We start from the raw sequence: 25638 nt of genomic DNA, 5'->3' as shown, positions 1-25638 counted from the left end.
GGGACTTCACCTCTTCCGTAACATCCAATTTTGTACCAATTGGTAGATGTGATGACTTAGCTTGTCGGCATCATGACGCAGATAGGTCTTGAACAGAACCAGAGTATCTGCAACCACCTGATAGCCGGCACTTTCGAGTACATTCATATCCAGTACAACTGGTTTTGCTCCTTTTTCCGCATACTTATTCTGCACTTGCAGCGGAATATCACCATTATTTACGATAACGTAGTCGAAGAGCTGATGACCTATATGCTCGTGTACCGCCTTAAGGTGGTCGCTTACCGTATAGTTATCCGTTTCTCCCGGCTGTGTCATAACATTACAGATAAACATCTTCACCGCATCAGCCTCTACCACAGCTTCTGCAAGCTTAGGTACAAGCAGATTGGGAAGGATGCTTGTATATAGGCTGCCTGGCCCGATCAGAATGGCGTCAGCTTGACGAATAGCCTCTACTGCCTCTGGCAACGGCTCCACGTGATCCGGTTCAAGGAAAACACGTTTGATGCGTCCGCCTGCCTCAGGGATTTTGGACTCACCTGTAATAATTGTGCCATCTTCCATCTCGGCATGCAACACAACGGCCTGCCCGGCTGCTGGCAATACCTCACCTCGAACGGCAAACACGCGGCTAAGCTCCCGCACTGCGGTCACAAAGTCGCCCGAAATATCCGTCATTGCAGCCAAAATCAAATTTCCCAAGCTGTGGCCTGCAAGCCCCGCGCCTGTATTGAAACGGTACTTCAACATATCTGAAAGCAATGGTTCTACATCAGCCAGTGCCGTAAGCACGTTGCGAATGTCGCCCGGAGGCGGCATCTGTAGCTCATTGCGCAGGATGCCTGAACTTCCACCGTCATCTGCTACTGTGACGATGGCCGTGATATCCAGCGGCTTTTCTTTCAAACCGCGTAACATCACGGATAATCCGGTTCCGCCGCCCATTACAACTATTCTCGGACGTTCTCTTCGTGGTCCGGCCTCTTTCATCCCTTCACCCTCTTCAATGACGGTCCCGGTCGGCGTCGCGATGGCTTACGGTGACAGCTTCTGTCTCGCTGCTTCCCAACATCTTGCCCAAATATTCCGATATCGCTACCGAACGATGCTTGCCTCCGGTACAGCCGATTCCAATAATAACCTGGCTTTTGCCTTCCTTCCGGTATTGCGGAATCAGGAAATGCAGCATATCCAGCAGCTTGGTCAGAAACGCCTGTGTCTCTGGCCACTTCATAACATATTCGTACACATCACTATTCTGTCCCGTATTCGGTCGTAAATGATCAATATAATGCGGATTCGGTAAAAAACGTACATCAAATACCAGATCAGCATCAATTGGAATGCCATATTTGAATCCGAACGACGTAATATTTACTGACAGCATTTGGCTTTCCAGATGAGAAAAGCGGGATATGATGCGTTCTTTCAGTTGGGCAGGCTTCATTGTACTTGTATTCAGTACCTGAGTAGCGGAGTTTTTGAGTTCCTCCAACATCTTGCGTTCCAGTCGGATGCCGTCCAGCGGCATGCCCTCAGGAGCCAGAGGATGTCTGCGCCTGCTTTCTTTATAACGCTGAACAAGCACAGAATCTGTAGCATCCAGGAATAAAATTTCGCAATGAATGGTAAAATGATCTTTAATATAGTTCAAAGACTCGGACAGAGCCGTAAAGAATTCACGCCCGCGCAGATCGATAACCAATGCAACCTTACCAATCTTGCCGTTTGACTGTTCAATTAGTTCCGCAAATTTTGGAATCAATACCGGTGGCAGATTATCCACACAGAAGAAACCCAGATCCTCCAGGCTTTGTACTGCAATGGTTTTACCTGCCCCGGACATGCCCGTAATGATAATGAGCGTGGCGCCTGTGCCTGGTGAGCCTTCACCTTCAAGCATAAATGTCCCCTCCTTATCATATTGCTGTCTTCATATATTGTTACGAGGTTACTAGGAACGCAAGAGAAGACCTGCCGCACCCACAATACCTGCATTATTCCCAAGTGTAGCTTCCAGAATCTGAACCCCATCTTGCAACGGTTCCGGTGTCAGCTTAGCAAATACGGTACGTATTTCATCGAACAAGAAATTGCCCGCTTTGGACACACCGCCACCAATGATGAACATCTCCGGGTTAATGACAGCCGCTACAGTCGCCATGGACTTGCCCAAGTAGAATGCTGCACGGTTTACAATACGCTGTGCTACTTCATCGCCTGCCTTAGCAGCATCGAATACTTCCTTGGCTGCAATCTTGTCGACGAGTGCCAGTGACGTATGATCGCCACGTTCTACGGCATCCTTCGCCATACGGATAATACCCGTTGCAGACGATACCGTTTCTACACATCCCATTTTACCACAGCCGCACTTGATGGCCTCCAGATCAGGTACTACACTGATATGACCCAGCTCTCCCGCCATACCCGAGAAGCCTTGATAGATGTTACCATTCAAGATCAAGCCTCCGCCGACGCCTGTACCGAGTGTATAACATACACAATTGTCTACGCCTTTGCCGGCACCTGCCCATACTTCACCCAGTGCTGCCACGTTTGCATCGTTATCTATTTTGATTGGCTTGCCCAGACGTTCTTCCAGAATCGAACGAATGGCCACATTCCGAAATCCGATGTTAGGGGCATGAACGATAATTCCCTCGCGTACATTCGTGAAACCGGCCACTCCAGCACCCACACCCTCAAGCTGTTCCCAACTGTATGGTGATTCGGCTACGATATGTCGGACATACTTCTCGATGTTGGCGATGACCGTGTCTACGCCCTTATCCACTTCAGTCGGTCCTTCATACGTATGCATTAGCTGACCTTGTTCATCGCATATACCGACCTTGATTGCTGTTCCGCCGAGATCGACCCCAACGTAGATTTTCTCAGACATGCTGCAAGCCACCTTTATCTATCTAAAATAGTTTAAGTCCTACGTACCAACTATAATTGAAGGATACGCCTGGGTCAAGACGATAAGACCTCGGATACATCTTGCTTTGACAGGGTTGTGAACCACATCACATAGCATTTATGAATACGTATACAATCTCATCACCTTCATTTATGAACGCACGCTTTGTTCCTTCCTCCATAGCAGAGGAAGCCTCAACTCATGATATTGCATCTCCCCTCGTTCCATTCATAAAAGATGATCTTCGTCCCCTCAACCAGGTGTCCTATCTCACTCCACCAACCCCCTGTCATTCTCACTTAGAGAACCATTGAATGACAACACAGCCAACACAAAAGCGCCTTCCACAAATGGAAGGCGCCTTACTTTTATAAAATCAATGTTTTTCAATTGGATTGCACTCAGCCGTTCTTCAGCTATACGTCACAACTTCGACTCCACACGTACCGGCTCTTCTGTCTTCTCCATCTTGTTCACATCCAGAATATCGAGCAGGAAGACAAAGATCGGAATACCAATGATCAGTCCCCAGATTCCCAGGAAGTGTTGCGACAGAATCAGTACGATAAAGGTGTAGAACATTGGCAATTTGGTCTTGTGCGCCATCAATTTTGGATTCAGGAAGTACGTCTCCAAAGCATGAATTACAATAATCATGATGATCACAATAATGCTTAATTTCAGTCCACCCATCTGATACCCAATCAGACAGAGCGGTACCAGTGAGATGATAACCCCCGCAACGGGCACCAGACTGAGCAGGAACACCAGAATGGTCAGCGCGAACAGATATGGGAAACCCAGAATCCATAAGCCCAGAATGGTCAGCACTGTATTGAACACCGCAATCAGAAGCTGTGCCTCAATGACTTTACCAAAAGAAGATACGAATTTGTCTCCCAGATAAGCTACTTCATTATAGAACCATCCAATTTTGCTTGTTTTGAACTTGGACGTGAACTTGGATATTTCCTGCTTCTGCAACAAGAAGAACAGACTCAGAATGATAACGAGCAGAATAAACTCCAACCATTTGCTCAAAGCGAAAATATATTTCAATGCATCATTGGTGTAATTTTTGATATCGAAGGACTGAAGGTAACCCGCAATCTTGGAAGCAAAATTATCTCCATCTGCACTATCCAAAAATTTCATAATCTCGTTCGTTAACTGAACGACCTGATCTACGATCCGTGGTGAATATCTGGAGATACCGAGCACAATTACTGCGATAACAATCATATAGAGCAGGATGACCACAACTTTATAATTGATCGGAAACAACCGATTCAAACCACCTGTAATGAAATGCTGTAATCTGTTCATGACATACGTCACCAGGAACAACAGCAGAATCATGTGCAGCATACTCCCCATACTGAACAAAACCAAACAGAATAAGAGCAGGATCAAAAATCGTCTCACTGTCGCATTCTGTAGCCAATCTTTTATCATTTCCCCCAAAATCTTCACCTCACAGCTAATATGCCCCATATGTATACGAACTCATGCCCACTGTAGTTTCAAAAAAAGAGAAGCCTTCCGGCTTCTCTCATTACATGAGACTTCCCGTTGTCTCTTATTCCTAGCATATGCCCAACCTCACGCATGTCATGCTTATTTATCCAACGTTTCGCTCCAATCATGGATAATGCTTCCTTCAAGGAACTTCTCACAATCCATCGCGGCCATACATCCGGATCCTGCAGCCGTAATAGCTTGGCGATACTTCGTATCCTGAACATCACCACAGGCAAATACACCCGGTATATTGGTCTCCGTCGTTCCTGGTTTAACCACAACATAGCCATGTTCGTCCAGTGTGATCGCATTACCCAGAAATCCGGTATTTGGCGTGTGACCAATGGCAACGAATACGCCATCTGCTTCGAGCAACTCTTCCTGCCCCGTCTCGTTGTTGCGCACCTTCAGTCCTTTGACACCCATAGCTTCCGGTACGACTTCGAGTGGAGTACGGTTCAGCGCCCACTTCACCTTCTCATTGCTGCGAGCCCGATCCTGCATAATCTTGGATGCACGCAACTCATCCCGACGGTGAACCAATGTGACGTCTGTTGCAAAACGAGTCAGAAAGCTCGCTTCCTCCATGGCGGAGTCACCACCGCCCACAACCACGATTTTTTTGCCCCGGAAGAAGAAACCGTCACATGTCGCGCATGTACTTACACCACGTCCCACATTTTCCTGCTCACCCGGAATACCGAGATAACGAGCGGAAGCACCTGTGGAGATAATGATCGATTCAGCTTCCAGTTCACCGATTCCTCCAACTTTGACCTTAAAGGGCGGTTTGCTGAAATCAACTTCTTCCACCCAACCATTTTTGAATTCGGCTCCAAAACGCTCAGCTTGCTTACGCATGTTGTCCATCAGTTCCGGACCCATGATACCTTGCGGGAAACCGGGGAAATTCTCAACTTCCGTTGTCGTCGTCAATTGACCACCCGGCTGAAGACCTTCGATAACCAGTGGTTTCAGATTAGCACGAGCCAGATATATCGCTGCTGTCAGACCCGCAGGTCCCGTTCCGATCACAATCGTTCTGTATTTAGACATATAGATACAGCCTCCTTAATTAAGGTGAGAATGTGTTGTACTAGCGATGAACTTGCCAAGATGATATCCTACAGGCATTTACAAGGCCCATTCGTTAAGTTTACCCGTTTTCCCGGTTGTTGTATCCTTCACCTCATGATGTCTTTCTGAAAACGAGTGAGGGCCAACTTTCTATACAAGTGGTGGATTGCTGTTACACACCGCATGAATCTGTTTAGCATACTTGCTAACCGTTGATGCCGATATCCCATACCGCTCAGCAATGCTTTGATAGGTAACGGGACGACTATGATTCTTCGCTGCCAAATATTCAAGTCCAGCAGCCCAACCCTCAATCTGTTTCGTGCCCGGAACCTCTGGATGTACACGGGATACATAATCCGTCCAGAGCCGTTCCATCTCTTGCTGCAACTCAGCCTTTGCTTCAGACATCTGTAATGCACGATCAACAACAGCCTGCCAATGGGAGGTCGAGCCAGTGTCCAATTGTTCTGATGTGGATTGAACCTTCCCAATGGACTTCAAGGCAACAGGAGAAAAGGGACGAACCACCTGAGTATTCCCATCCTCATGTTCAGCCGATTTCAATCCGTTCAGTACAGTTTGTGCTGCCTCAAGCAGATCCTGTTCTTCTCCCGGCTCTTCAATGAAGGATTGCAGAGCCTGCTGCACCTCATAATCACCGATCATTCCGAGCGCATGAATAACCTGCAACTTCGTTGCCCGATCACCATGCCGCAATGCCCAGAAGAACGATGAACGAATCAGTGGATCATTCTTCATTTCTTCAGGAATGCCGTTACCATAGTTCTCCCACTGTCTGAACTGTTCATCGAATGGCAGATGATAGTGATAACTTAGCTTCTCTGGCTCTTGCTCGCCTTGTTTTACAGCTTCAAGACCTGACAGATAATACCGGGATACTTCGGAACCCGGATCAAGCTTGGACACATGATGCCATAGACGCTCAGCAGCATCATAACGTTCTGTATTATAAGCCGCCACTGCTGCATAATGGGCAAGTGCCGGATCAGCAGCTGTCTCTTCATCCTTGAGCAAACGCCGGAAGTGGACATAAGCCGTATCGTGTTGGCCCAGAATTCCCATCGTTGTCGCGAGTTTGTAGACTTGTTCGTGCTGGAATGGCACGATGACCCGCAATTTTTTGATCAGAAGCAGCACTTGATCGGCCCGGTTCTCGTTTTGATGGAAAATGGCCAGATTACAGAGTGCATGCAGATTACCTGGTTCCTGTTCAAGCACTTCGGCAATGGTCTCTTTTGCTTTGGAAAACAGACCCATATAATAGTAGGCGAGTGCCAGATTGTTACGGGCAGCCAAGTAATCAGGATAATCAGAAGACATGCCTTCGAGCAATTCAGCAGCCTGTGCAAATTTCCCTTCTTCCAACAGTTCCCGTGCCTGGTCGTGCTCCACTACACCTTTGCGTGATTTGATTCGATTCAGTTTGGTCGGACGATCCAGCTCATAGTACAGAAGCTCCATCATCTCTTCGGCCTCCGTCATGAACTGACCCTGGGTGTCCTCCTCCAGATAGGTAACAAGTGCTTGCTCGGCTTCCTCAAACCGATCCATATTTGCATAATTGTTCGCCATATAGAAATAACATTCCGTCATCGACGGATCTACCACTTCCAGCACGTTAGCCAGAATGGCATTGGAGGCTTCGTAATCCCCCTTCTCCGATAATATACCCGCCATATTACAATGATTTACCGGATTTTCCGGTTCGTATTCAACAGCTTTGCGAAAATATTTTAATGCCTTGTCAACATGATTACGGTCCAGCGAGCGGACAGCTCTTTCAAAAAAGAAAGAAGCATCCAAGTGAATCGGTATAATATTGGCAAGGTGTCCCTCAGCCCGCACTAGCTTGCCCTTCATCTTCCAAGGCACCTCCTCTTTGCATTTCATTCATACTCTCCAGTATACCACATCTTAAGGCCCACTTCTCAATATGTAGTTTCATGTCGTTTATGAAAAAAATGCAAAAGAAAAGTGATATTCCATTTTGCAGGAAACATATCACCTTGGAGCGTTGTTTATTAAAAGGATACCTTTTTTGCCTAGAGACTCCCTCACTCACTTGCCACAAGATCTCTTTGCAGTATTACATTAGTCCAATCCCGTCGGTCACGGAATGTCGTGTGTAATTATAAAAATAAAGGTACATCATTATTTTTTTAGGAGATGTTATATTGATGATCTCGAAAATTAGACCACTTATATTCATCTTAATCTGCTTGTTTACTTTGAATAGATGTTCAGCAGATATAAAAAATGATGATAATCATTTTACACTTGATGAAATAGTAACAGCGCTTGAGTCTCAAAACTTGAATTTAGTGTCCTTTGGTATAACCGGGTATCCTTTGAAATTAAATGATGTTGTGCCTGAGGTGTACTCCGTTGAAGTACCAGTGGAAGAAGAGCCTTATAGCCCTGAATTTTTACATTTCTATATTTTCAATTCAGAGAAAGATCGCATTAACGGGACCAAAGAATTCAATAAGCACATGGAAAATGCCCATTTCACAACGTTCCCTTTTCTATATGAGAAAGGAAATGCCCTTATCGTCTACTGGAGCAATACCAAAGATAATCCTCTGTTCACCAAATCCATCGACACTGCGTTGGAGCAACTGCAATGATAGTTCAAGTCTACAGTATGAGACGTATCCTGAAATATCAAAATTCATGAAGTTCCATGGATTGAGCACATCATTGGGCATGTAACGAACGGTTCGCCGTAATCATTCGTAAAAAAAGAAGACCAAGCCCGCAGGCTCGGTCTTCTAAAGTTATAACTCCATACTCACGCCATCGAAGGCGAGAGTGAAATATGAATGGTTTTATCAAACGGTGTCATGAAATTGACCAGCACAACCTTGCACTTGTCCGGCAGTTTTGCCTCACGAACCGTTGCCGCCAGATGCCCAAGTTCGCCCCCGGTAATCTCTAGCCAGTCTTCTCCGCAGGTATAGCGTAACGTACCGCCTTTCCACAAATAGTGACCCTCACTTGTTTCCATCGCGTCCTCACAGGTCAACTCACCTTCGCTTCCGAATACAAAGGACAGCTGCATCATAATGTCCTCCGGTTCTTGCCCGGATAGATGCATGGTCCATCCATTTTCCGTTGGTTGCACTTCTGCGCCTACACGGAATGTCTGCTCATGAGTAAGCTGACGATTCTGATGAGGTAGCAAATACCATGGACTTATATCTGATGCAGCAGATTCCGGTAACAGATTCGCAGGAACTGGACCATAGTAGCCTTTCTTCTGCTCACCAGTCAAACGGTACCCTTCGGATAATCTGGTCATGTGCTGCATAGGGACATAACCCGGATTAAAGTATGAAGCCAGTTGCACAGCCAGCAGACGCACCTCACCATGACGAAGCGCGAAGAAAGAAGGAACTTCTGTCATCATGGTCACGCTAGTAGCACCATCCCGAATTCGGGCTACCGGAGCACCAAAATCCGTATGCATCCGACTGTGAGAGATCCGTCCGTGATGCCCTGCTGAATCCATCTGTCCCAGATAGTCTCCCCGTACAAAATGTTCATTCAGCATAACTTCGTATTGCTTCGGTAATGCATCACGTTCCTCATCCGGATGCTGAAGCTCAGGCTCAAGCATTAACCGAATGAGTGTATTCACCGAGCACACTCCCGGATCAGTCAATGTATCTCCCGCCCAGGCTGCCATCCCCGCAAAGAGTGGATCACCATCCAACCGCGCCAGAATGGCATACGGTAGGTAATAGGGTGACAGATCATGAACACTGCCCAGATCCTGTCGCCCTGAATAATCTGTAACAATCTCACCTGAAGGATGCACCAGGTACACCATCATGCGGAGATTAAGCCTCACCGGTTCCAGCAGTTCAGGACGATTGAGCAGGCGTGCGGCATGAATTAACATGATGTCGCTAACTGCGCTGTATATTCCGTTGCTTCGTTCGGTCCACTCCCCATCGGGTGTAATATCCATGCCTTCTGCCAGCCACTGCTCTGCGCGCTGCACAGCTTCCTCCAGACCAAAGATTTGATGCAGGGAACCGAGCGCCGCGCATAGCACCCAGCGATGATTCGGCGTATGACAACCACCTGTAAGCATCGTTGGAATCGTGCGTTCCAGAAACAGCCTCATGTTGGTCAGTACAGGTTGCAATGGCTCCCATTCTTGTTGCTGAAGTAACTGATACAACTGTGAATATCCCACAACGACAAATGCAGTGTCTGGAGGGGAGTGGTAATTAGTCCAGCCCGGAGATATTGAACCATCTTCATGCTGGAAGCGGAGTACATATTCCGTAGCTATCAGCAGTCGATCTAACAACGCCTCATCCCGATAATAGATGGAGTCCGGATTGGAGATCGCAGCCCCCCAGTAACACATATCCGTGGGCGTGCCCGTTGTGTGGTTGACCCAGGCAACACCTGTATAGGGATCGATGGTGCCTCCATAATAACGGCTTTCAGGATCAAGCATCTGCCGGGATATGCCTCTTTCTACCGCTCTGTCATTACTCTCCACCAGCTGTTTATACATGTGCAGTCCCTCCATACCAATGCATTCTCCCGATGTGCGGAGTATGTTGCTTCAGCGCCTTCAATTCAGAACGGAAGCATACTCACACCGCCCGTAGGTGAGTTCATTTTTTCTCGTCAGTATATACCATATACCGATTAAAGTCGCTAGAAAATACGTGCTTGTTTTACTTCATATTTACGGGTCTTTGTCACTGAGGAAAAAGTCGTTGAACACACGCTGTGAACACGCCAACTGTTTCCCACATTACCACGCTTACTCTGTCACCCCAAGCTTCTTCATAAGCAAGTCATGACTCTCGTGAATCTCTTCTGCCGTACAGGCAGACTTCAACTCATACACCTTCACTTGTGCACGACGGATCATCGGCAGATAGGCATCATAGAAATTCATATCCTTACTGTGTACATACGGGCACCAGTGATCAGAGAGACCGAGAGTCTCATGAATATGCACCCCTACGATATCATCCATCAGCCCCTGCATTTCTCCCACACTGTCATATAGGCCCATTCGATCCATCATGATGGCATGACCTGTATCGTACCAGATGCCAACCGGGGCCCCTTTGAGGGCCGTAATGATGGTCTTGGCTTCAGCAAGAGTAGGAATCTGTTGTGGTCTGGATCTCGTCTCGATGCCAAAACGGACATCCAGACCTTTGGCTGCCGCCCGATTGCACACTTCATCCAGACTGGCGATAATTTTCTCCACATACCTCGAACTGAGGGCTTCCCGCCGCTCCATCAATTCAGCCCACTTGCTGCGATACTTCGGTGAATCCGGACCTTCCTCGTTATAGATCTTTCCAAGATCTTTGCTGATATCCTCAGGGAAAGGTACCTCTCCGGGGTGTACAACAACAGCTTCTCCTCCATAACGCTGGGCATATTCAGCCGACTCTACCAGCAATTCGATCGCCCGCTTACGTTTCACTTCATCTTCGAAGCCGAGCAGGATGGAATCCGTACCATAATCGGGATCAGGGTCATGTGGAAAGGTATTGTGGACACTAGAAATTCCGATCTCTCCACGCTCAATCATGGGCTCAATCGTCGTGAGCATCTCTTTCGTTACATTATAATTTAGCTCCACCCGGCGAAAGCCGAGATCTGCAATCTCCCGAATCATATTTTCTCCGACATCATGTTTTCGGATATTCCAGCATGTGGAGAACGAATATATTCCCTTATCTATGTGCTGCATCTGTTTTCCTTCTCCTCCCTCTGGCTAAACTTTTACACCAGCCTTAACTCAACCTTTTACCGCGCCAAGCATCGCACCGCTGACAAAATACTTTTGCAGCCACGGATAAACAAGCAGAATGGGTACCGTTGCAAAAACAACTGTAGCTGCCTTGAGACTTTCCGGAGTCAGTGGTGTGCGGTTAGCGCCTTCCATTAATGTAAGCTCACTCACCATGTTGTTTTGAACCATTTGGAAGAGCTTCAGTTGTAACGGATACAACTTGGGATCATTAATATACAACAGGGAATCCTGGAATCCATTCCAGCGACCAACCGCATAGAATAGAGCTAATGTGGCCAGTACAGGCATGGATAATGGGAGTATGATTTTGAATAGCGTGTGTACATGTGAGCTACCGTCAATTTCTGCTGATTCTTCCAGACTTTCTGGAATACCTCTGAAGAATGAGATCAGGATAATCAGGTTAAAAGGACTGACCAGTCCAGGCAGAATCAGTGCCCACACTGAATTAAGCATATTGAGATCACGAATGAGCAAATACTCGGGAATCATCCCGCCACTGAAGAACATCGTAATGATGATGACATACATGAAGAGCTTGCGCCCTTTCAATTTTTTCTTGGTTAACGGATATGCAGCAGCAAGTGTGAATAACATGCACAACACTGTGGTTACCACTGTCAGAATAGTCGTAAAACCCAGTGAATATAGCATGGATTGATCAGAGAATACTTGAACATACGCATTCCAGTTAAATTCTTTAGGAAAAATGGTCACTTCTCCCGAAGTAATAGCCCGGTTAGAACTTAGAGATATCGCAATGGTATGCAAAAATGGAGCTAGACAGAATATAACAAACAAACTGATAAAGGAGATATTAACGATATCAAAAATCCGATTTGAGGTGCGTTCACTCATATGCGCACAGCTCCTTTACTGATGGTCTATACATACAAGCCGATTGGCGTCTCTTCCGTTTATCTACAACCTACAAAATACCTTCACCCGTTGCTTTCTTTGAAATATAGTTAGATCCTAGCACGAATATGAGCCCTACCACTGCCTGGAACAGTCCAACGACAGTTGCCAGCGTGTATTGTCCTGATTCAAGACCAACTCTGTATACAAAGGTACTGAGTACATCGGAATATTCTCGCACGGCCGTATTACCAATGATATAAGGCCGATCAAAACCGATGCTGACCATATGTCCGAGATTAAGAATGAGCAAGGTCACAATGGTTGGTTTAATACTTGGCAACGTAATATGCCAGATTCTCTTCAGTCTTGAAGCTCCGTCAATCTCTGCAGCCTCAAACAATTCCTTGTTCACGCCAGTTAATGCCGCCAAATATAGAATGGTACCCCATCCTGCACTCTGCCAGACACCTGTGAACAGATATGTCACAAGCCATGGATTTTTTTCTGTCAAAAATGGTATTGAATTTAAGCCCAAACTCTCCAATACACCGTTAACCATACCGGATTGATTGCCGAACAATTGGTATACAATTCCCCCAATGATAACCCAGGAGATAAAGTGAGGAATGTATAGAATCGTTTGCGATAGTTTTTTAAACCATTTAAAACGAACTTCATAGAGCATGATGGCCAATAAAATTGGAGCAGGGAACGAAACAAGCAAGTCGAGGAAATTTAACATGAAGGTATTTCGTAATGTGGTGTAGAAGTCCCGCATTCCAAATACTTCACGGAAAGCATCGAAACCGATCCACTCACTCCCGTTAATGCCCTGAAACAAGTTGAAATCCTTAAAAGCGATCTGAACCCCGTACATTGGGCCGTAACGAAAGATCAAGAAGTAGATCAGGGGCAGTGAGATGAGCGCGTATAATTGCCAATACCTTTTCAAGTATGTGATGGTCAAATCGGTTTCCTCCTATCAACAAGAAACGGCTGTGCCGCCCATACTGGCGGCACACGTTCCTTCCAAAGTTATGCAGTGAATTACATATTTATTTAGTAATTAGAAGATGAATCTGTTTATTTAATAGCGCTTACTGAAGTGCTGCTTCAAGCTCTTTCTTCAGTTCTGTGCCACCCAGTGACATGAAATCATTCATTTCTTTTTCATATACCGCTTCGAAGTCTGCCGGTTTAGCCATCGCAGTTTTCACAATAAGTACTTTCAACTTATCATTTAGCGCTGTACCATATTTAGATTCTGCTTCGATTGGTTTGCTGAAGATAACCGGGCCGATCGTATCCGTATTAGCAATATCAATGGACTGTCTCATCAGCTCTTGGTTACGTTCTGGGAAGCCTGCAATCCATGCGGCTTCATTGGCTGCCTGATCTCCCACAACTTTACCGTTAGCAATAATGGCCATGTCACCACCGTTGTAGACACGATCTTTGACATCCTGTGGTGCATCATCTTTAACAACTGGAACACCATCAACCATATCGAAATTTTCACCTTCGACACCTGTGTTTATCTCTAGCAAGTTCGTTCCAGAAGCCATCCAGTCCAGGTATTTCACTGCTTCAACCGAACGTTTGCTGCTTTTTGGAATCATGATGTACATACCGTTGCTACCATAGCGTGATTTGATGTGTTTATTGTCCACATTCGGGTTGGTATAAGCGTCAACTGCTACAACTTTGCTATCCGGTACATTTTTGGACAAATTATCAAGCATACCATCTGCATACAGAATTTGACCTACGTCCTCAGACATGTAGCCGATATTACCGTTCTGGAAATCTTTGACCAATTGCGTTTTTTCTTCATCAAGACTGAAGTCTTTGCTGATCAGACCTTCATTGTAAAGCTTGTTAAGGAACTGCATCGCATCTTTGAACCCATCATGCAATGGTAGCTCGTAACGCTGACTGTACGTAAGTCCATCTTGTACGGGTTTAATAAATGAGTAAATCAATGTTTCGTACTGGGCTGGGGCAAGTGCCATACCCATTGGGATGTTTTTGCTGCCCAGATTACCCGGATCTTTCTCTTTAAACGCTTTCAGCGTTTCATAAAGCTCATCTGTTGTCGTTGGAGCCTTCATTCCAACCTTGTCGAGCCAATCCTGACGGATATAAGAATTGTAGCGGGAAGTAATGGCACGTTTACCCGGAATAGCGAATTGCTGACCTTCAAGCTGACCAAATTTCAATAGGTCTTCGCCAAGATATTCTTTTAAGTTAGGCGCATGTTCATTAAGAAGTTCACCCACTTCAGTTAGACCACCTTGCTGAGCATAACGGTAGAACACACTGGAGTCGTATACAAACACAATATCTGGAACGTCGCTGGGGCTGGCCATTAACACGTTGAGCTTCGTTGTTTCTTCTGAACGTTGAACAGGTACGAATTGCACATCAATGTTATTCGGATCGCCGAATTTCTCTTGAACAAATTTAGTTAAATAGTTGTTAGTGATCGTATGTGGAGAAGGACTGTTACCACGATCGAAAACCTCCACTTTCAAAGTAACACGCTCACCATTCGTTGTTGCCCCGCCTTCTGCTGATTCTTTGTCGGATGCAGACGAGCACCCCGCAAGTAAGGACACTCCCATTACCATTGTAAGTGCCAGACCCATCCATTTCTTCTTACTCCCCTTGGTTGCTTTTCCAATCATTTTGTCATCCCCTTTTACTTTGCGTGAATGTTTAAGGCTTGCTCCGAGTATTCCACATCTTCGCGGACTCTAGCAATAAACCAGTTTCGGAAGCGCTTACAAACGGATTATGGTTTATATGCTACGCCTATTTTCGCAGACTGATAATTTTCCCAAAGCTATGCTGCTCTAGGCTTTGATGGCTCTCAACACCTTACGACTCAGAACTGCCTGTCCCCATTCGGATAAACCATTTTCACACACTGCCTATATTCGTAAACGGGAAAAATCAGGAATATTAGCTTGTTATCTTGCGAAAACAGTTGCATCAATTTCTCCCAGCAGAGAGCTGTTCAACGAAAACAGGGCGAACCTCTGCAAGCCTGCTCTCCTGGTGGAAAGTGATTGCATGAAATTCACCCTGTGCTATCCTGATCTATAGATCTCAGAATAAGATCATCATTGCGTTACTCTTCGGGTTCTCGATGTTCTCGTTTCAAACGACGATAATCTCCTGGTGTGATACCCGTTACCCGTTTAAATACACGTCCTAATGTAATTCCATTCGCATACCCAACCTTCAGGGCAATATCCTGCAAAGAGTAATCGGTATTGAGCAGAAGCTGCTCCGTCTCCTTCATGCGAAGCTCTGTAACAAAATCAACAAACTTCATGTTGAATTCTGTCTTGAACAAATAACTCGCATGTTTGCCCGTAATCTGGAATCGGTCGCTCAGATGTTTCAAGGAAAGATCAGGATTCGCAAACTGTTCTTCAATATAATTTTTCATTTCGTTGACCATGGCTTTGTAGCTCTTGGTTTCCGTTACCGCTACATACGTTCGGAACAAGTCCGTCAGACCATCGAACAAAAGACTTTTCACATCCGTAAGCGTCTCTGCCTCTTCCACAGCGCTTAACCATCTGTTGATGTTTTCTTCAGACAGCTCCTCCTGAAGCCCTTCCGACATCATAGCCACCTCTCGGCTGAGCATCTGTAACATGGCTTGAATCAGAGAACGAATCTCGTCATCCGGCAATTTGTTCTGTTCAAATGCGGTAAAGATCTCCTCCAACTGTTCCCGCCACTGTCCACTCGACATCCGGAACCGCTTAACAAAGTCCGCAATCATCTGCAGATAAGTATAGGTATCCAGCAAAGGATGCTGTGGTTCACCGCAGTCGGCTTGGCCGACATCTCCGTTCATCAAAAGTTTACGTTGCATTACCGCTTCTGCTGCCGCATAAGAACTTCGTATCGCACCGATTCCCTGAGCAATAGGTCCAATGCCAAAGCTTAAGGAAATGCGTAGATTTTGTTCCACCCAAGATTTGCATTCCTCAGCTACAACCCGAATCTGACCAGACATGTCCAAGTTGTTATTACTCTGTTCTTTGAACACAAAAAGGATTGCAATTTGATCTACACTAATCCATTCCGTCCAGCATTGTACTCCGGTATTACGTGACAGCTCTTGCAAAACATTCATCAAGGCAAACTTCAGCGTATTTTGTTCACCTCTCGTATACCTCTCCTGGAACCCCTTCTCATAACGATTAATCTCTCCAACAACAACGATAAAGCGTGACGATTCATGCACGTCATTCAGTGGAGAGAGCTCTGTTAATTGCTCTTCTGCATTTTCGATGTGTTCACCGTGCAATAAGGCATTGAACAACTTACTGCGCTGCATGAGTATATTTTCCCTGCTTTTCTTGTCATAATCCATCATGTGATTAATCAGATTCTCAAGTACACCGTCAATCATCTTCATCTCATCCGTACGAGCCCCCGAGTGTTCAAACGCTCGAATCTGATGAGACTCAATTCGGTTCATGATGATCTGAATAGGCTTATAGTTACGACGAGTAATATACACGATATACACAATTGCACAGATAACCGTCACAATCGCAATGATTACCCATACATAAGACACGACAGATACCCAGCCAAATAAGTTACCGGCCTTGATTCCACTGGATATGGTCCATCCCAGTCTTTCTAATGATAGCCTGTTCAGTTCCTGACCATCTATCGAGCCCTCTTGGTCCGAGTGTGCATTATACACAACCTTACCTTCCCGATCAGTAATCGTCAGGAATGAGAGCTGACCATTAACCATACTATCTACGCTCTGTTCAATACTGCTCATCTTGATATTAATGACCAATGTACCCTGAGAGCCAAAAGGCAAAGGCATGTCCTTGTTCACGGTTAATACGCGAATCGGGGTACGTTGAGAAGAGTCCGTATCGAATTCCCGGACAGGTTGCCACCCTGAACCGATAGAACCGGTACCCATCTGGTCAATCCATGCCTTATCCGAGAAACCTTCCGCTTCTCTGGAGCCACTTACGGTCAGAACATGTTTATTTCGCTTGTCATATAGATAGATGGATTGAATCCATGAGGACGAATTCGTTAGCTCCCGTAAACTCTGTGCAATTGCATACACTGTGTCCGAGCTGTTCTGGTTTCTGTTACTAAAATAGAGTCTGTATGCCTGCTGACTCTGTACCGTTTCCAAAATGGATAGTTCAATCCCCCTGATTGTACGATCCACCGTGTCTATCATATAACTGGAGGAGATCCGGTCTGCTTTTTTTGTTTCCTCTTTAGAGATGTCATTGATGAAAACAAACGCGATGAAAATGAGTATGGTCACCGTAAGAAAAAAAATCGGGAAATAAGAGAACAGTAACCGGTAGTACCAATTACGAGACAATAGACCCCACTCCTCACTCCACGATGCCAATGTTCTCAGCCGTGGTTCTACTGTTCAGCATCCATCTCACCTTGAGGGCTGAATACTATAATGATAACGCTATCATAACTGATTTTATGTTATTATAGCACATGCCTCGGAGCAGCAATGCAAGAATTGAATTCCAAGAGCCAAAACAAAAAAACCGTGCTGAGCAGACAACAACTCAGACACGGAACAGTTCATCCGGCAGCACACCGTTATATCCTCGATGCACTAAATGCCAGAATCCTTAAACAATGTGGCCATGGAGCCACCATCCACAATAATGCGTACGGCGCGAGCCAGCATTGGCGCAACAGGTAACACTTTGAAGCATTCGGGGTGGTCATCTGGCAGTGCGATCGAATCCGTAACTACCACCTCTTCGATTGACGGGTGATTCAACTTACTTACTGCTCCATCGGAGAACAATCCGTGAGTTGCACATACATATACGTTTTTGGACCCGCGTTCCTTCAACCCTTCCACCACATTCAGAATGGTTGTTCCAGTGTCGATCAGATCCTCAATAATAATCGGTGTCCGTCCTTCTACATCACCAATGACATGGGTAATCACGGATTCATTATGGCTTGGACGTTTCTTGATCATAATGGCAAACGGGGAATCCAGACGATTGGCCAGCTTCTCTGCCATTGATGCTCGTCCCGCATCAGGGGAGACAACGACAGGGTTCTCGATACCTTTGCTCAACAGATAATCACTAATTAGATCCAGCGATGTCATGTGATCAACTGGAATGTTGAAGAATCCCTGAATGGCCGCTGCGTGCAGGTCGATCGTTACCACGCGATTGGCGCCAGCCGTAGTTAATACATCGGCTACCATCTTGGCCGAGATCGGCTCCCGTGGAGCAGATTTGCGCTCTTGACGCGCATAACCATAATACGGAACAATGATGTTCACAGTGCGTGCTGAAGCCCTCTTTGCGGCATCAATCATCACCAACAGCTCGACAAACAGCTCATTGATCGGATGAGACAACGACTGTACCAGAAACACATCACAATTACGGATCGTTTCTTCATAATGAACGTATATTTCTCCGCTCTTGAACCTGGACAGCTTGATCTTGCCCAGTTGTACACCCAGCTTGTCACATACCTGTTCTGCCAGCTTAGGGTTCGATGAACCGGAAAAAATACGTAACGAATGCTGCATAATGCCCTCCCGAGGGTTGAAGCCCCTATATAATCCCTTATCTAAAAGTGAGTGTTCAAAAAGACCGGTTTTCAGTACCGAGAAGATGGGATAAAGCTAGAAATGGAGTAGCGGAGCGTAGGAGAAAACTACGTGAGCAACCACAATGTTTCCAGAGGAAACATACTTCGTAAGCATCCACCTATTTCGGCTGAATTCCATATTCGATGCTAATGATGCCTTTAGGCATCATTCGTAATCAAAAGCGGACTTTTTGAACTACCTTTAAAAGGTTATTTCCTACCCTCATTATACTCCACTGGCTTCTACATTTAAAGGAATGAACGAGCGATGACGGCCTTCAAAAACAGCGACTTCCGTACAGCCCAACTCATGTAAAAGTGCTTCAGCTTCAGGCAAATAATCCCCCAGCTTCAGTGGATCGTGCGCATCAGAACCCATGGTTAATGGAATGCCCAATCGAATGGCCTCCGTCAGCATTCTGCGACTAGGGAACATCTCGGCGCAAGGCTTCGATAACCCGGAAGCATTCAGCTCCATGGCGCAGCCACTTGTTGCAATAGCCTGCAGCGCTGCGTTCTCCAGTGAGATACGTTCCGCCGTCTGCTCCTCTGAAGGAACATAGCCGAACCGTTTAATGACATCCGTATGACCCATAATGTCGTACAGACCCGTCGCAGCTGCTTTACTCACGGCATCATAGTACTGACGATATACTTCAAGGATGTCTTTGCCCTCCCAGTGATGGGTCTGGCGAAAATCCGTAATGTCCCATTCCTCGAGGAAATGAACGGAGCCAATCACATAATCCCAAGGATAACGCTCAATGATTGCACGAATCTCTGTTTCCCAGCCTTCAATATAGTCACCTTCCAGACCAACACGTACGTCAATCTGCCCACGGTAACGTTCTTTCAGGGAGAAACACTCCTCTACATAACGCGGCAGTTCATCCATAGGCATCGCCATTTCCGGATAATATTGAGCTGGATCGACATGCAGCAATGGCATGTGATCGGACAATCCAATCTGGGATAGTCCAATCTCCACACCACGCTGTACATACTCTTCCAGTTTGCCAACGGCATGTCCACACCGCTCATGGTGTGTATGGTAGTCTATACGCACGAAACTCGCCTCCTAATCGCGGCGAGGCCGTTCATGACGGCGGCTCAGCTCTGACATAATGTCGTCCAGTGGCAGCTTGCGCTCTTGTAACAGGACGAGCAGGTGATACATCAGGTCACTGACTTCCAGGCGAAGCTCGTCATTATCTTTATTTTTGGCGGCGATAATCGTCTCGGACGCTTCTTCACCGATTTTTTTCAATATTTTATCTACACCTTTATCAAACAAATAGGTTGTATATGCACCCTCAGGGCGTTCACGTTCACGCTCTGCAATAACGGATTCCAGTTCAGCCAATACCTCAAAGCGACTTTCGGAATCCGAATTCGCAGAAGCAGATGCCTCACCGGCTTTATCCGGAGCCTTGTCTGTCGATTTCTCTGGCAAACCAATGATCTCATTATGGAAACATGTTACCGCACCTGTATGGCAGGCAGGACCGTTCGGTTTGACCTCAACCAACAAAGTATCACCATCACAATCATATTTCAGGGAAGTAATGGTCTGCACGTTGCCAGATGTTGCCCCTTTATGCCACAGCTCTTGACGCGAGCGTGACCAGAACCAGGTTTCACCGGATTCAAGCGACAACTTCAGTGATTCGCGATTCATATAAGCCATCATTAAAACTTCTCGAGTATCCACATCCTGCACAATGGCAGGAACCAAACCATCACTCCAACGAATGTGTTCCACAACCTGTTCCAAGGACAACTGTTCCTTGATTTCATCGCTCACTTTAGTCACGGATCTCCACCCCTTGTTCTCTCAAATGTTGTTTTAACGCCGGTACGGCGATTTCTTTGTAATGGAAAATCGTTGCGGCCAGACCTGCATCCGCTTTGCCCGTGGTGAATACATCATAGAAATGAGATTCCTTGCCCGCACCGCCCGATGCGATGACTGGTATGCGCACAGATTCAGATACCGCGGCCGTCAGCTTCAGATCAAAACCGTCTTTTGTACCGTCCGCGTCCATACTGGTTAGCAGAATCTCTCCCGCGCCCAAGCTCTCAGCCTGTTTAACCCATTCCAATGCCTTGATGCCGGAGGGTTTCCGTCCACCATGTGTATAGACCTCCCACTCGCCCCAAGCTTCGTTATACTTGGCATCGATCGCTACCACGATGCACTGTGAGCCAAAGCGACGTGCACCATCGGCAATCAACTGCGGATTAAGCACCGCGGCTGTATTCACTGCAATTTTGTCCGCTCCTGCCCGGAGAATCCGCTTCATGTCCTCCACCTTGGAGATGCCTCCACCTACCGTAAAGGGAATAGCAATCTCGCCAGCCGTCTGCCGCACGACTTCTTCCATCGTTTCGCGACCTTCTACCGAAGCGGAGATATCGAGAAATACCAATTCATCCGCGCCTTCGCGGTCATATAGCGACGCCAGCTCTACCGGATCACCCGCATCGCGGAGATTGACGAAGTTGACGCCTTTGACGACCCGGCCGTCCTTCACGTCCAGACAGGGGATGATTCTTTTTGCCAGCATGCTACCTCTTCCTCTCTATCCGAGTATCCCTTACTTATTTACTGCACGTACCGCTTCAGACAGATCGATGCTTCCCGTATACAGTGCTTTACCCACGATCGCTCCACCAACACCATCATCGGCGTGACGATTCAGACGAAGCAGATCATCCATTACACTCACACCACCGGAAGCAATAACGGTCCGTCCGCTTGCCTTGGCTAGAGACACAATCGCTTCCACATTAGGACCCTGCATCATACCATCACGGGAAATATCCGTAAAGATAAACGTCTCTGCTCCATACGCCGCCAATTCCTTCGCGAGTACCTCTGCCTGTACTTCCGATGTTTCAAGCCATCCGCGGGTTGCCACGTAACCATTACGAGCGTCGATGCCAATTGCCACTTTGTCGCCGTAACGTCCCAGTACTTCCTCTGTAAAAGCACGATCCTCAATGGCCGCTGTTCCAATGATCAGCCGGCTAACACCCAGACCCAGCAATCGCTCTACATCCGCTACTGTACGAAGTCCGCCGCCCACCTGAACAGGTACGTTCACAGCCGAGGCAATGCGACCGATCAGCTCATCGTTAACAGGATGACCTGCTTTGGCACCATCCAGATCCACCAGATGCACATATGTACCGCCTTGCTTCTCCCAGGATAGAGCCACTTGAACCGGGTCATCGTTGTACACGGTCTCCTGATTATAATCTCCCTGCACCAGTCTTACACATTTGCCGTCCCGGATATCAATTGCCGGATATAGGATAAAAGATGACATACAAGGCCTCCTGAATATGAATTAGATTTGTACGCTTTCTGTTAAGAAGAGATAATTTTTTTACCGTTGTACAGGCGCTCCTGTCAGAGCCAAAAAGTTGCCGAGCAGCTTCATGCCAAGCTCTCCGCTTTTCTCCGGGTGGAATTGCATACCGAAGTTGGATCCTCTGCCTACAATGGCTGTCACCGGATGTCCGTAATCCGTTACCGCCAGCAATTCGTCCCTGTTGTCCGTAAGCGCATGATAGGAATGCACGAAATAGACGTGTCCTCCCTCAAGTCCCGCAAACAGCGGGTTCTCCGCGTGCAGGAACTCCAGACGGTTCCATCCCATATGAGGAACCTTCAATTCTCCTGGTGCGAAACGTACTACTTTACCTGGCAAAATATCCAGTCCCTCATGCTCGCCATGCTCTTCACTTGAGCTGAACAACAACTGCATCCCCAGACAGATCCCGAGCAGTGGCTTGGACCCCGCAGCCGCTTCTTTCACCACCGTATCCAGTCCACTCTCCCGCAGATGAACCATCGCATCACCAAAAGCACCTACGCCTGGCAGAATCACACCATCTGCGCCAAGAATCTCTTCCCGGTCACCCGTAACCAGCGCCTCGTAGCCAAGACGTTCGACCGCTTTGCCGACGCTGTGCAGGTTACCCATACCGTAATCGACAATTGCAATCGCCATCGTCTACAGCACTCCCTTCGTGGAAGGCACACCCGTTACACGTGGATCAATCAACGTTGCTTCATCCAGTGCACGTCCCAATGCCTTAAAGATCGCTTCAATCATGTGGTGGGTGTTCTGACCATAGTGCACAATGACATGCAACGTAATCCGGGCTTCCAGCGCCAATTTCCACAGGAATTCATGTACCAGCTCCGTGGAGAAACTGCCTACCTGTTGGGAAGGATATTCTGCACGGTATTCAAAGTGAGGTCGGTTGCTCACATCAATAATAACCTGAGCGAGTGCCTCATCCATCGGTACAAAAACACTGGCGTAACGCTTAATCCCGCGTTTGTCACCCAATGCTTCTCGCAACGTCTGTCCCAGACAGATGCCGATGTCTTCAACCGTGTGATGATCGTCGATATCAATATCTCCACGGGCCTGTACGTTCAGATCGAATTGTCCGTGCTTCGTGAACAGATCCAGCATATGGTTCAGAAAAGGTACATCCGTTTCAATCGTGGATTGTCCTGTTCCATCTACATTAAAGGCCAATTGAATATTGGTCTCGTTCGTTTTGCGGTCAACCTCTGCTTGGCGCACTGCACCTTTGTTTTCAAGTTCCACACCGTTATTTTGCTTATCCATTGTCCGATTCCGCCTTTCCTTCCTGTTCTAACCGTACAGCGATTGCACGGGCATGCCCCTCAAGACCTTCATGGCGGGCCAACTCTATAATAGCCGCTCCGTTCTGCAGCAGCGCTTCTTTACTATAATAGATCAGACTGGATTTCTTGATAAAATCGTCCACGTCCACTGGCGAACTGAATCGCGCCGTTCCATTAGTCGGAATAATGTGATTGGGTCCGGCAAAATAATCCCCTACCGGCTCCGAGCTGTACGGGCCGAGGAAGATCGCGCCGGCATTCTCAATCCGGCCAGCGTAAGCCATCGGCTCCTGCACCATAATCTCCAGATGCTCCGGTGCAAGCCGGTTCACCACATCGATTCCCTCATCGATGGAATCGACCACAATAATTGCGCCATACTGCTCCACCGAAGCAGCAGCGATATCACGCCGCGGCAGCACTTCAAGCTGCCGCTGCACTTCGCCCTGCACGGCTTCCGCCAGCGTGGCCGAATTCGTGACGAGAATGGCCGATGCCATCTCGTCATGTTCCGCCTGCGACAACAGGTCGGCGGCGACATACACCGGATTCGCCGTATCATCGGCGAGTACCACAATCTCACTCGGCCCGGCGATACTATCGATATCGACCGCACCGTACACCTCGCGCTTCGCGAGCGCCACGTAAATATTGCCCGGTCCACAGATCTTGTCGACCGGGGCAATGCTCTCCGTGCCGTAAGCCAGGGCGGCGATGGCTTGAGCGCCGCCAACCCGGTACATCTCGCTCACGCCTGCTTCCGCAGCAGCCACGAGAATGTACGGGTTAATGCCTTCGCCACCGTTGGTAGACGGCGGCGTCACGAGAACAATCTCCGGCACGCCTGCCACCTGTGCCGGAATCACGTTCATCAGCACAGACGATGGATACGCTGCTTTACCGCCAGGTACATAGACCCCGACCCGCTTCAGCGGTCGGATGACCTGGCCCAGCAGGCTGCCGTCCGGCTGCCAATCCATCCACGAGTTGCGTTTCTGTTTCTCGTGAAACGCACGAATATTGGCGGCGGCTTGCCGAATCGCCGTCACAAAGGATGGCTCCACGGCTGCATAAGCCGCCTGCAGCTCTTCCTGCGGCACGCGCAATTCCGCGGCCGTCAGCTTCGTGCGGTCCAGCTGCTCCGTGTAACGCAGCAGTGCCGCATCACCCTCACGGCGAATGTCGCTGACAATACGCCGTACCGTTTCATTTTGCTCTGGCGTGCCATACTCCACTTCACGCTTCAGATCAAACTCACGTGCAGGTACAATTTTCATACGTACAACCTCCTCATCCCCTGTAATACCTACCTTATATGGCCGATTTGTTTCTCGTTTTCCTCGTTCCTTACTTCTATCGTTTCATTCTTTGGTTATTCCGTTTGTATATTTCCCGTTCCTTGCTGCCTTGCAGTCCTTGCTTATCGGTAATTTATCCCCGAAGGCTTCCCGCCGATATCTCATTCGATGCCGGAATAACCTGCTGAAGTGCATCACACAAAGCCTGGATTCGTGCGTTTTTCATTCGATAACTTACCCGGTTGGCGATAAGACGGCTGGTGATGTCCAGAATACCTGTCATCTCCACCAATCCGTTCTCGCGCAGCGTCTGACCAGTCTCCACCAGATCGACGATCCGGTCTGCCAGACCAATTAAGGGCGCAAGCTCAATGGAACCATTCAGCTTGATCACCTCAACCTGCTGCCCCTGCTCCCGGAAATACTGTGAAGCGATCCTCGGGTACTTCGTTGCAACACGTTGCTGAATACCTGGCTTCCAGTCGGGAAGTCCAATTACAGACATACGGCACTGGGCGATTCCCAGATTCAACAGTTCGTACACATCCCTATTTTCCTCCAGCAGCACGTCTTTACCAACAATTCCGATATCAGCAACACCGTACTCCACGTACGTTGGAACATCTACTGGCTTCGCCATGATGAATTCCATTCCCGCTTCCGGTACTTCAATGACCAATCTGCGTGTATCATCCACGTCTTCTGGAATATCCAGCCCCGCTTCACGGAACAATTTGGAGGCTTTTTTATAGATTCGGCCCTTCGGCATGGCCACCTTCAGAATATCCGACAT

The 25638-nt window shown here is 47.4% G+C and carries 22 protein-coding genes; 1 reads left to right on the top strand and 21 read right to left on the bottom strand.

What is annotated here, in order from left to right; translation table 11 throughout:
• Positions 1 to 6 precede the first annotated feature (6 nt).
• The 6 genes from MKY85_RS00895 to MKY85_RS00870 form a co-directional block, all read right to left on the bottom strand.
• Positions 7 to 993, bottom strand: coding sequence for a YvcK family protein (locus MKY85_RS00895; protein WP_017691250.1), 987 nt, complete (start codon positions 991 to 993; stop codon positions 7 to 9).
• A 13-nt stretch (positions 994 to 1006) separates the two neighbouring features.
• Positions 1007 to 1906, bottom strand: coding sequence for an RNase adapter RapZ (gene rapZ, locus MKY85_RS00890; protein WP_017691251.1), 900 nt, complete (start codon positions 1904 to 1906; stop codon positions 1007 to 1009).
• A gap of 51 nt (positions 1907 to 1957) precedes the next feature.
• The gene (locus MKY85_RS00885) at positions 1958 to 2908 is read right to left on the bottom strand and encodes an ROK family glucokinase (protein ID WP_017691252.1); all 951 of its coding nucleotides are present in this window, start codon (positions 2906 to 2908) and stop codon (positions 1958 to 1960) included.
• Positions 2909 to 3352: 444 nt separating this feature from the next.
• A complete protein-coding gene (locus MKY85_RS00880; protein ID WP_124118318.1) occupies positions 3353 to 4384 on the bottom strand; it encodes an AI-2E family transporter in 1032 nt (343 codons plus the stop codon).
• A gap of 162 nt (positions 4385 to 4546) precedes the next feature.
• Positions 4547 to 5506: a thioredoxin-disulfide reductase gene (gene trxB / locus MKY85_RS00875; RefSeq protein WP_339239014.1), complete on the bottom strand. Its 960-nt coding sequence runs from the start codon at positions 5504 to 5506 to the stop codon at positions 4547 to 4549.
• Between the two features lie 171 nt (positions 5507 to 5677).
• A complete protein-coding gene (locus MKY85_RS00870) occupies positions 5678 to 7411 on the bottom strand; it encodes a tetratricopeptide repeat protein (RefSeq protein WP_342571558.1) in 1734 nt (577 codons plus the stop codon).
• A 317-nt stretch (positions 7412 to 7728) separates the two neighbouring features.
• On the opposite strand from MKY85_RS00870, the gene MKY85_RS00865 reads away from it, so the two are divergent.
• Complete coding sequence (locus MKY85_RS00865; RefSeq protein ID WP_342571557.1) at positions 7729 to 8178, top strand: hypothetical protein; 450 nt, start codon at positions 7729 to 7731, stop codon at positions 8176 to 8178.
• Positions 8179 to 8342: 164 nt separating this feature from the next.
• Here the strand turns inward: MKY85_RS00865 and MKY85_RS00860 are convergent, their stop codons facing one another.
• The 15 genes from MKY85_RS00860 to hisG all read right to left on the bottom strand — a co-directional run bounded on the left by MKY85_RS00860 (position 8343) and on the right by hisG (position 25638).
• Positions 8343 to 10085: a hypothetical protein gene (locus MKY85_RS00860; RefSeq protein WP_339258235.1), complete on the bottom strand. Its 1743-nt coding sequence runs from the start codon at positions 10083 to 10085 to the stop codon at positions 8343 to 8345.
• Positions 10086 to 10340: 255 nt separating this feature from the next.
• Positions 10341 to 11291 (bottom strand): TIM barrel protein, encoded by a 951-nt coding sequence (locus MKY85_RS00855; RefSeq protein WP_339258233.1) that lies wholly within the window; start codon positions 11289 to 11291, stop codon positions 10341 to 10343.
• Positions 11292 to 11339: 48 nt separating this feature from the next.
• Positions 11340 to 12212, bottom strand: coding sequence for a carbohydrate ABC transporter permease (locus tag MKY85_RS00850; protein ID WP_339239009.1), 873 nt, complete (start codon positions 12210 to 12212; stop codon positions 11340 to 11342).
• A 70-nt stretch (positions 12213 to 12282) separates the two neighbouring features.
• Complete coding sequence (locus MKY85_RS00845; RefSeq protein WP_339239008.1) at positions 12283 to 13182, bottom strand: ABC transporter permease subunit; 900 nt, start codon at positions 13180 to 13182, stop codon at positions 12283 to 12285.
• A gap of 130 nt (positions 13183 to 13312) precedes the next feature.
• Positions 13313 to 14902: an extracellular solute-binding protein gene (locus tag MKY85_RS00840; protein ID WP_339239007.1), complete on the bottom strand. Its 1590-nt coding sequence runs from the start codon at positions 14900 to 14902 to the stop codon at positions 13313 to 13315.
• A gap of 446 nt (positions 14903 to 15348) precedes the next feature.
• The gene (locus tag MKY85_RS00835) at positions 15349 to 17610 is read right to left on the bottom strand and encodes a helix-turn-helix domain-containing protein (RefSeq protein ID WP_339239006.1); all 2262 of its coding nucleotides are present in this window, start codon (positions 17608 to 17610) and stop codon (positions 15349 to 15351) included.
• A gap of 255 nt (positions 17611 to 17865) precedes the next feature.
• Positions 17866 to 18813: a ribose-phosphate pyrophosphokinase gene (locus tag MKY85_RS00830; protein ID WP_036616184.1), complete on the bottom strand. Its 948-nt coding sequence runs from the start codon at positions 18811 to 18813 to the stop codon at positions 17866 to 17868.
• 288 nt (positions 18814 to 19101) lie between these two features.
• Positions 19102 to 19941 (bottom strand): histidinol-phosphatase HisJ, encoded by an 840-nt coding sequence (gene hisJ / locus MKY85_RS00825; protein ID WP_342571556.1) that lies wholly within the window; start codon positions 19939 to 19941, stop codon positions 19102 to 19104.
• Positions 19942 to 19953: 12 nt separating this feature from the next.
• Positions 19954 to 20679: a bifunctional phosphoribosyl-AMP cyclohydrolase/phosphoribosyl-ATP diphosphatase HisIE gene (gene hisIE / locus MKY85_RS00820; protein ID WP_339261268.1), complete on the bottom strand. Its 726-nt coding sequence runs from the start codon at positions 20677 to 20679 to the stop codon at positions 19954 to 19956.
• 1 nt (position 20680) lies between these two features.
• Positions 20681 to 21442: an imidazole glycerol phosphate synthase subunit HisF gene (gene hisF, locus MKY85_RS00815; RefSeq protein ID WP_342571555.1), complete on the bottom strand. Its 762-nt coding sequence runs from the start codon at positions 21440 to 21442 to the stop codon at positions 20681 to 20683.
• A 30-nt stretch (positions 21443 to 21472) separates the two neighbouring features.
• Positions 21473 to 22207: a 1-(5-phosphoribosyl)-5-[(5-phosphoribosylamino)methylideneamino]imidazole-4-carboxamide isomerase gene (gene hisA / locus MKY85_RS00810; RefSeq protein ID WP_342571554.1), complete on the bottom strand. Its 735-nt coding sequence runs from the start codon at positions 22205 to 22207 to the stop codon at positions 21473 to 21475.
• 60 nt (positions 22208 to 22267) lie between these two features.
• Positions 22268 to 22894 carry an imidazole glycerol phosphate synthase subunit HisH gene (gene hisH, locus MKY85_RS00805; protein ID WP_342571553.1) on the bottom strand — a complete coding sequence of 209 codons (627 nt, stop codon included), beginning with the start codon at positions 22892 to 22894 and terminating at the stop codon, positions 22268 to 22270.
• Between the two features lie 3 nt (positions 22895 to 22897).
• Entirely contained in the window at positions 22898 to 23527 is a 630-nt protein-coding gene (gene hisB, locus MKY85_RS00800) for an imidazoleglycerol-phosphate dehydratase HisB (protein ID WP_278297403.1), read from the bottom strand.
• Positions 23520 to 24824, bottom strand: coding sequence for a histidinol dehydrogenase (hisD, locus tag MKY85_RS00795; RefSeq protein WP_074092955.1), 1305 nt, complete (start codon positions 24822 to 24824; stop codon positions 23520 to 23522). Before hisD ends, hisB begins: the two co-directional genes overlap by 8 nt.
• 154 nt (positions 24825 to 24978) lie before the next feature.
• Positions 24979 to 25638 (bottom strand): ATP phosphoribosyltransferase, encoded by a 660-nt coding sequence (gene hisG / locus MKY85_RS00790; protein ID WP_062837770.1) that lies wholly within the window; start codon positions 25636 to 25638, stop codon positions 24979 to 24981.

Source organism: Paenibacillus sp. FSL R5-0749 (assembly GCF_038595085.1).
Lineage (GTDB): Bacteria > Bacillota > Bacilli > Paenibacillales > Paenibacillaceae > Paenibacillus.
The sequence above is the reverse complement of the archived record's forward strand: the minus strand, read 5'-3'. Positions and strand labels throughout refer to the sequence as shown.

Excerpts from the sequence above, each read along its gene's own strand:
- hisD (WP_074092955.1), bottom strand. The coding sequence starts at position 24,824 with ATGAAAATTGTACCTGCACGTGAGTTTGATCTGAAGCGTGAAGTGGAG.
- MKY85_RS00830 (WP_036616184.1), bottom strand. The coding sequence starts at position 18,813 with ATGCAGCATTCGTTACGTATTTTTTCCGGTTCATCGAACCCTAAGCTG.
- MKY85_RS00870 (WP_342571558.1), bottom strand. The coding sequence starts at position 7,411 with ATGAAGGGCAAGCTAGTGCGGGCTGAGGGACACCTTGCCAATATTATA.
- hisB (WP_278297403.1), bottom strand. The coding sequence starts at position 23,527 with ATGGATAAGCAAAATAACGGTGTGGAACTTGAAAACAAAGGTGCAGTG.
- MKY85_RS00850 (WP_339239009.1), bottom strand. The coding sequence starts at position 12,212 with ATGAGTGAACGCACCTCAAATCGGATTTTTGATATCGTTAATATCTCC.
- MKY85_RS00860 (WP_339258235.1), bottom strand. The coding sequence starts at position 10,085 with ATGTATAAACAGCTGGTGGAGAGTAATGACAGAGCGGTAGAAAGAGGC.
- hisG (WP_062837770.1), bottom strand. The coding sequence starts at position 25,638 with ATGTCGGATATTCTGAAGGTGGCCATGCCGAAGGGCCGAATCTATAAA.
- hisF (WP_342571555.1), bottom strand. The coding sequence starts at position 21,442 with ATGCTGGCAAAAAGAATCATCCCCTGTCTGGACGTGAAGGACGGCCGG.
- hisA (WP_342571554.1), bottom strand. The coding sequence starts at position 22,207 with ATGTCATCTTTTATCCTATATCCGGCAATTGATATCCGGGACGGCAAA.
- trxB (WP_339239014.1), bottom strand. The coding sequence starts at position 5,506 with ATGTCTAAATACAGAACGATTGTGATCGGAACGGGACCTGCGGGTCTG.
- MKY85_RS00855 (WP_339258233.1), bottom strand. The coding sequence starts at position 11,291 with ATGCAGCACATAGATAAGGGAATATATTCGTTCTCCACATGCTGGAAT.
- hisH (WP_342571553.1), bottom strand. The coding sequence starts at position 22,894 with ATGGCGATTGCAATTGTCGATTACGGTATGGGTAACCTGCACAGCGTC.
- MKY85_RS00885 (WP_017691252.1), bottom strand. The coding sequence starts at position 2,908 with ATGTCTGAGAAAATCTACGTTGGGGTCGATCTCGGCGGAACAGCAATC.
- MKY85_RS00865 (WP_342571557.1), top strand. The coding sequence starts at position 7,729 with ATGATCTCGAAAATTAGACCACTTATATTCATCTTAATCTGCTTGTTT.
- MKY85_RS00840 (WP_339239007.1), bottom strand. The coding sequence starts at position 14,902 with ATGATTGGAAAAGCAACCAAGGGGAGTAAGAAGAAATGGATGGGTCTG.
- MKY85_RS00895 (WP_017691250.1), bottom strand. The coding sequence starts at position 993 with ATGAAAGAGGCCGGACCACGAAGAGAACGTCCGAGAATAGTTGTAATG.
- rapZ (WP_017691251.1), bottom strand. The coding sequence starts at position 1,906 with ATGCTTGAAGGTGAAGGCTCACCAGGCACAGGCGCCACGCTCATTATC.
- MKY85_RS00880 (WP_124118318.1), bottom strand. The coding sequence starts at position 4,384 with ATGATAAAAGATTGGCTACAGAATGCGACAGTGAGACGATTTTTGATC.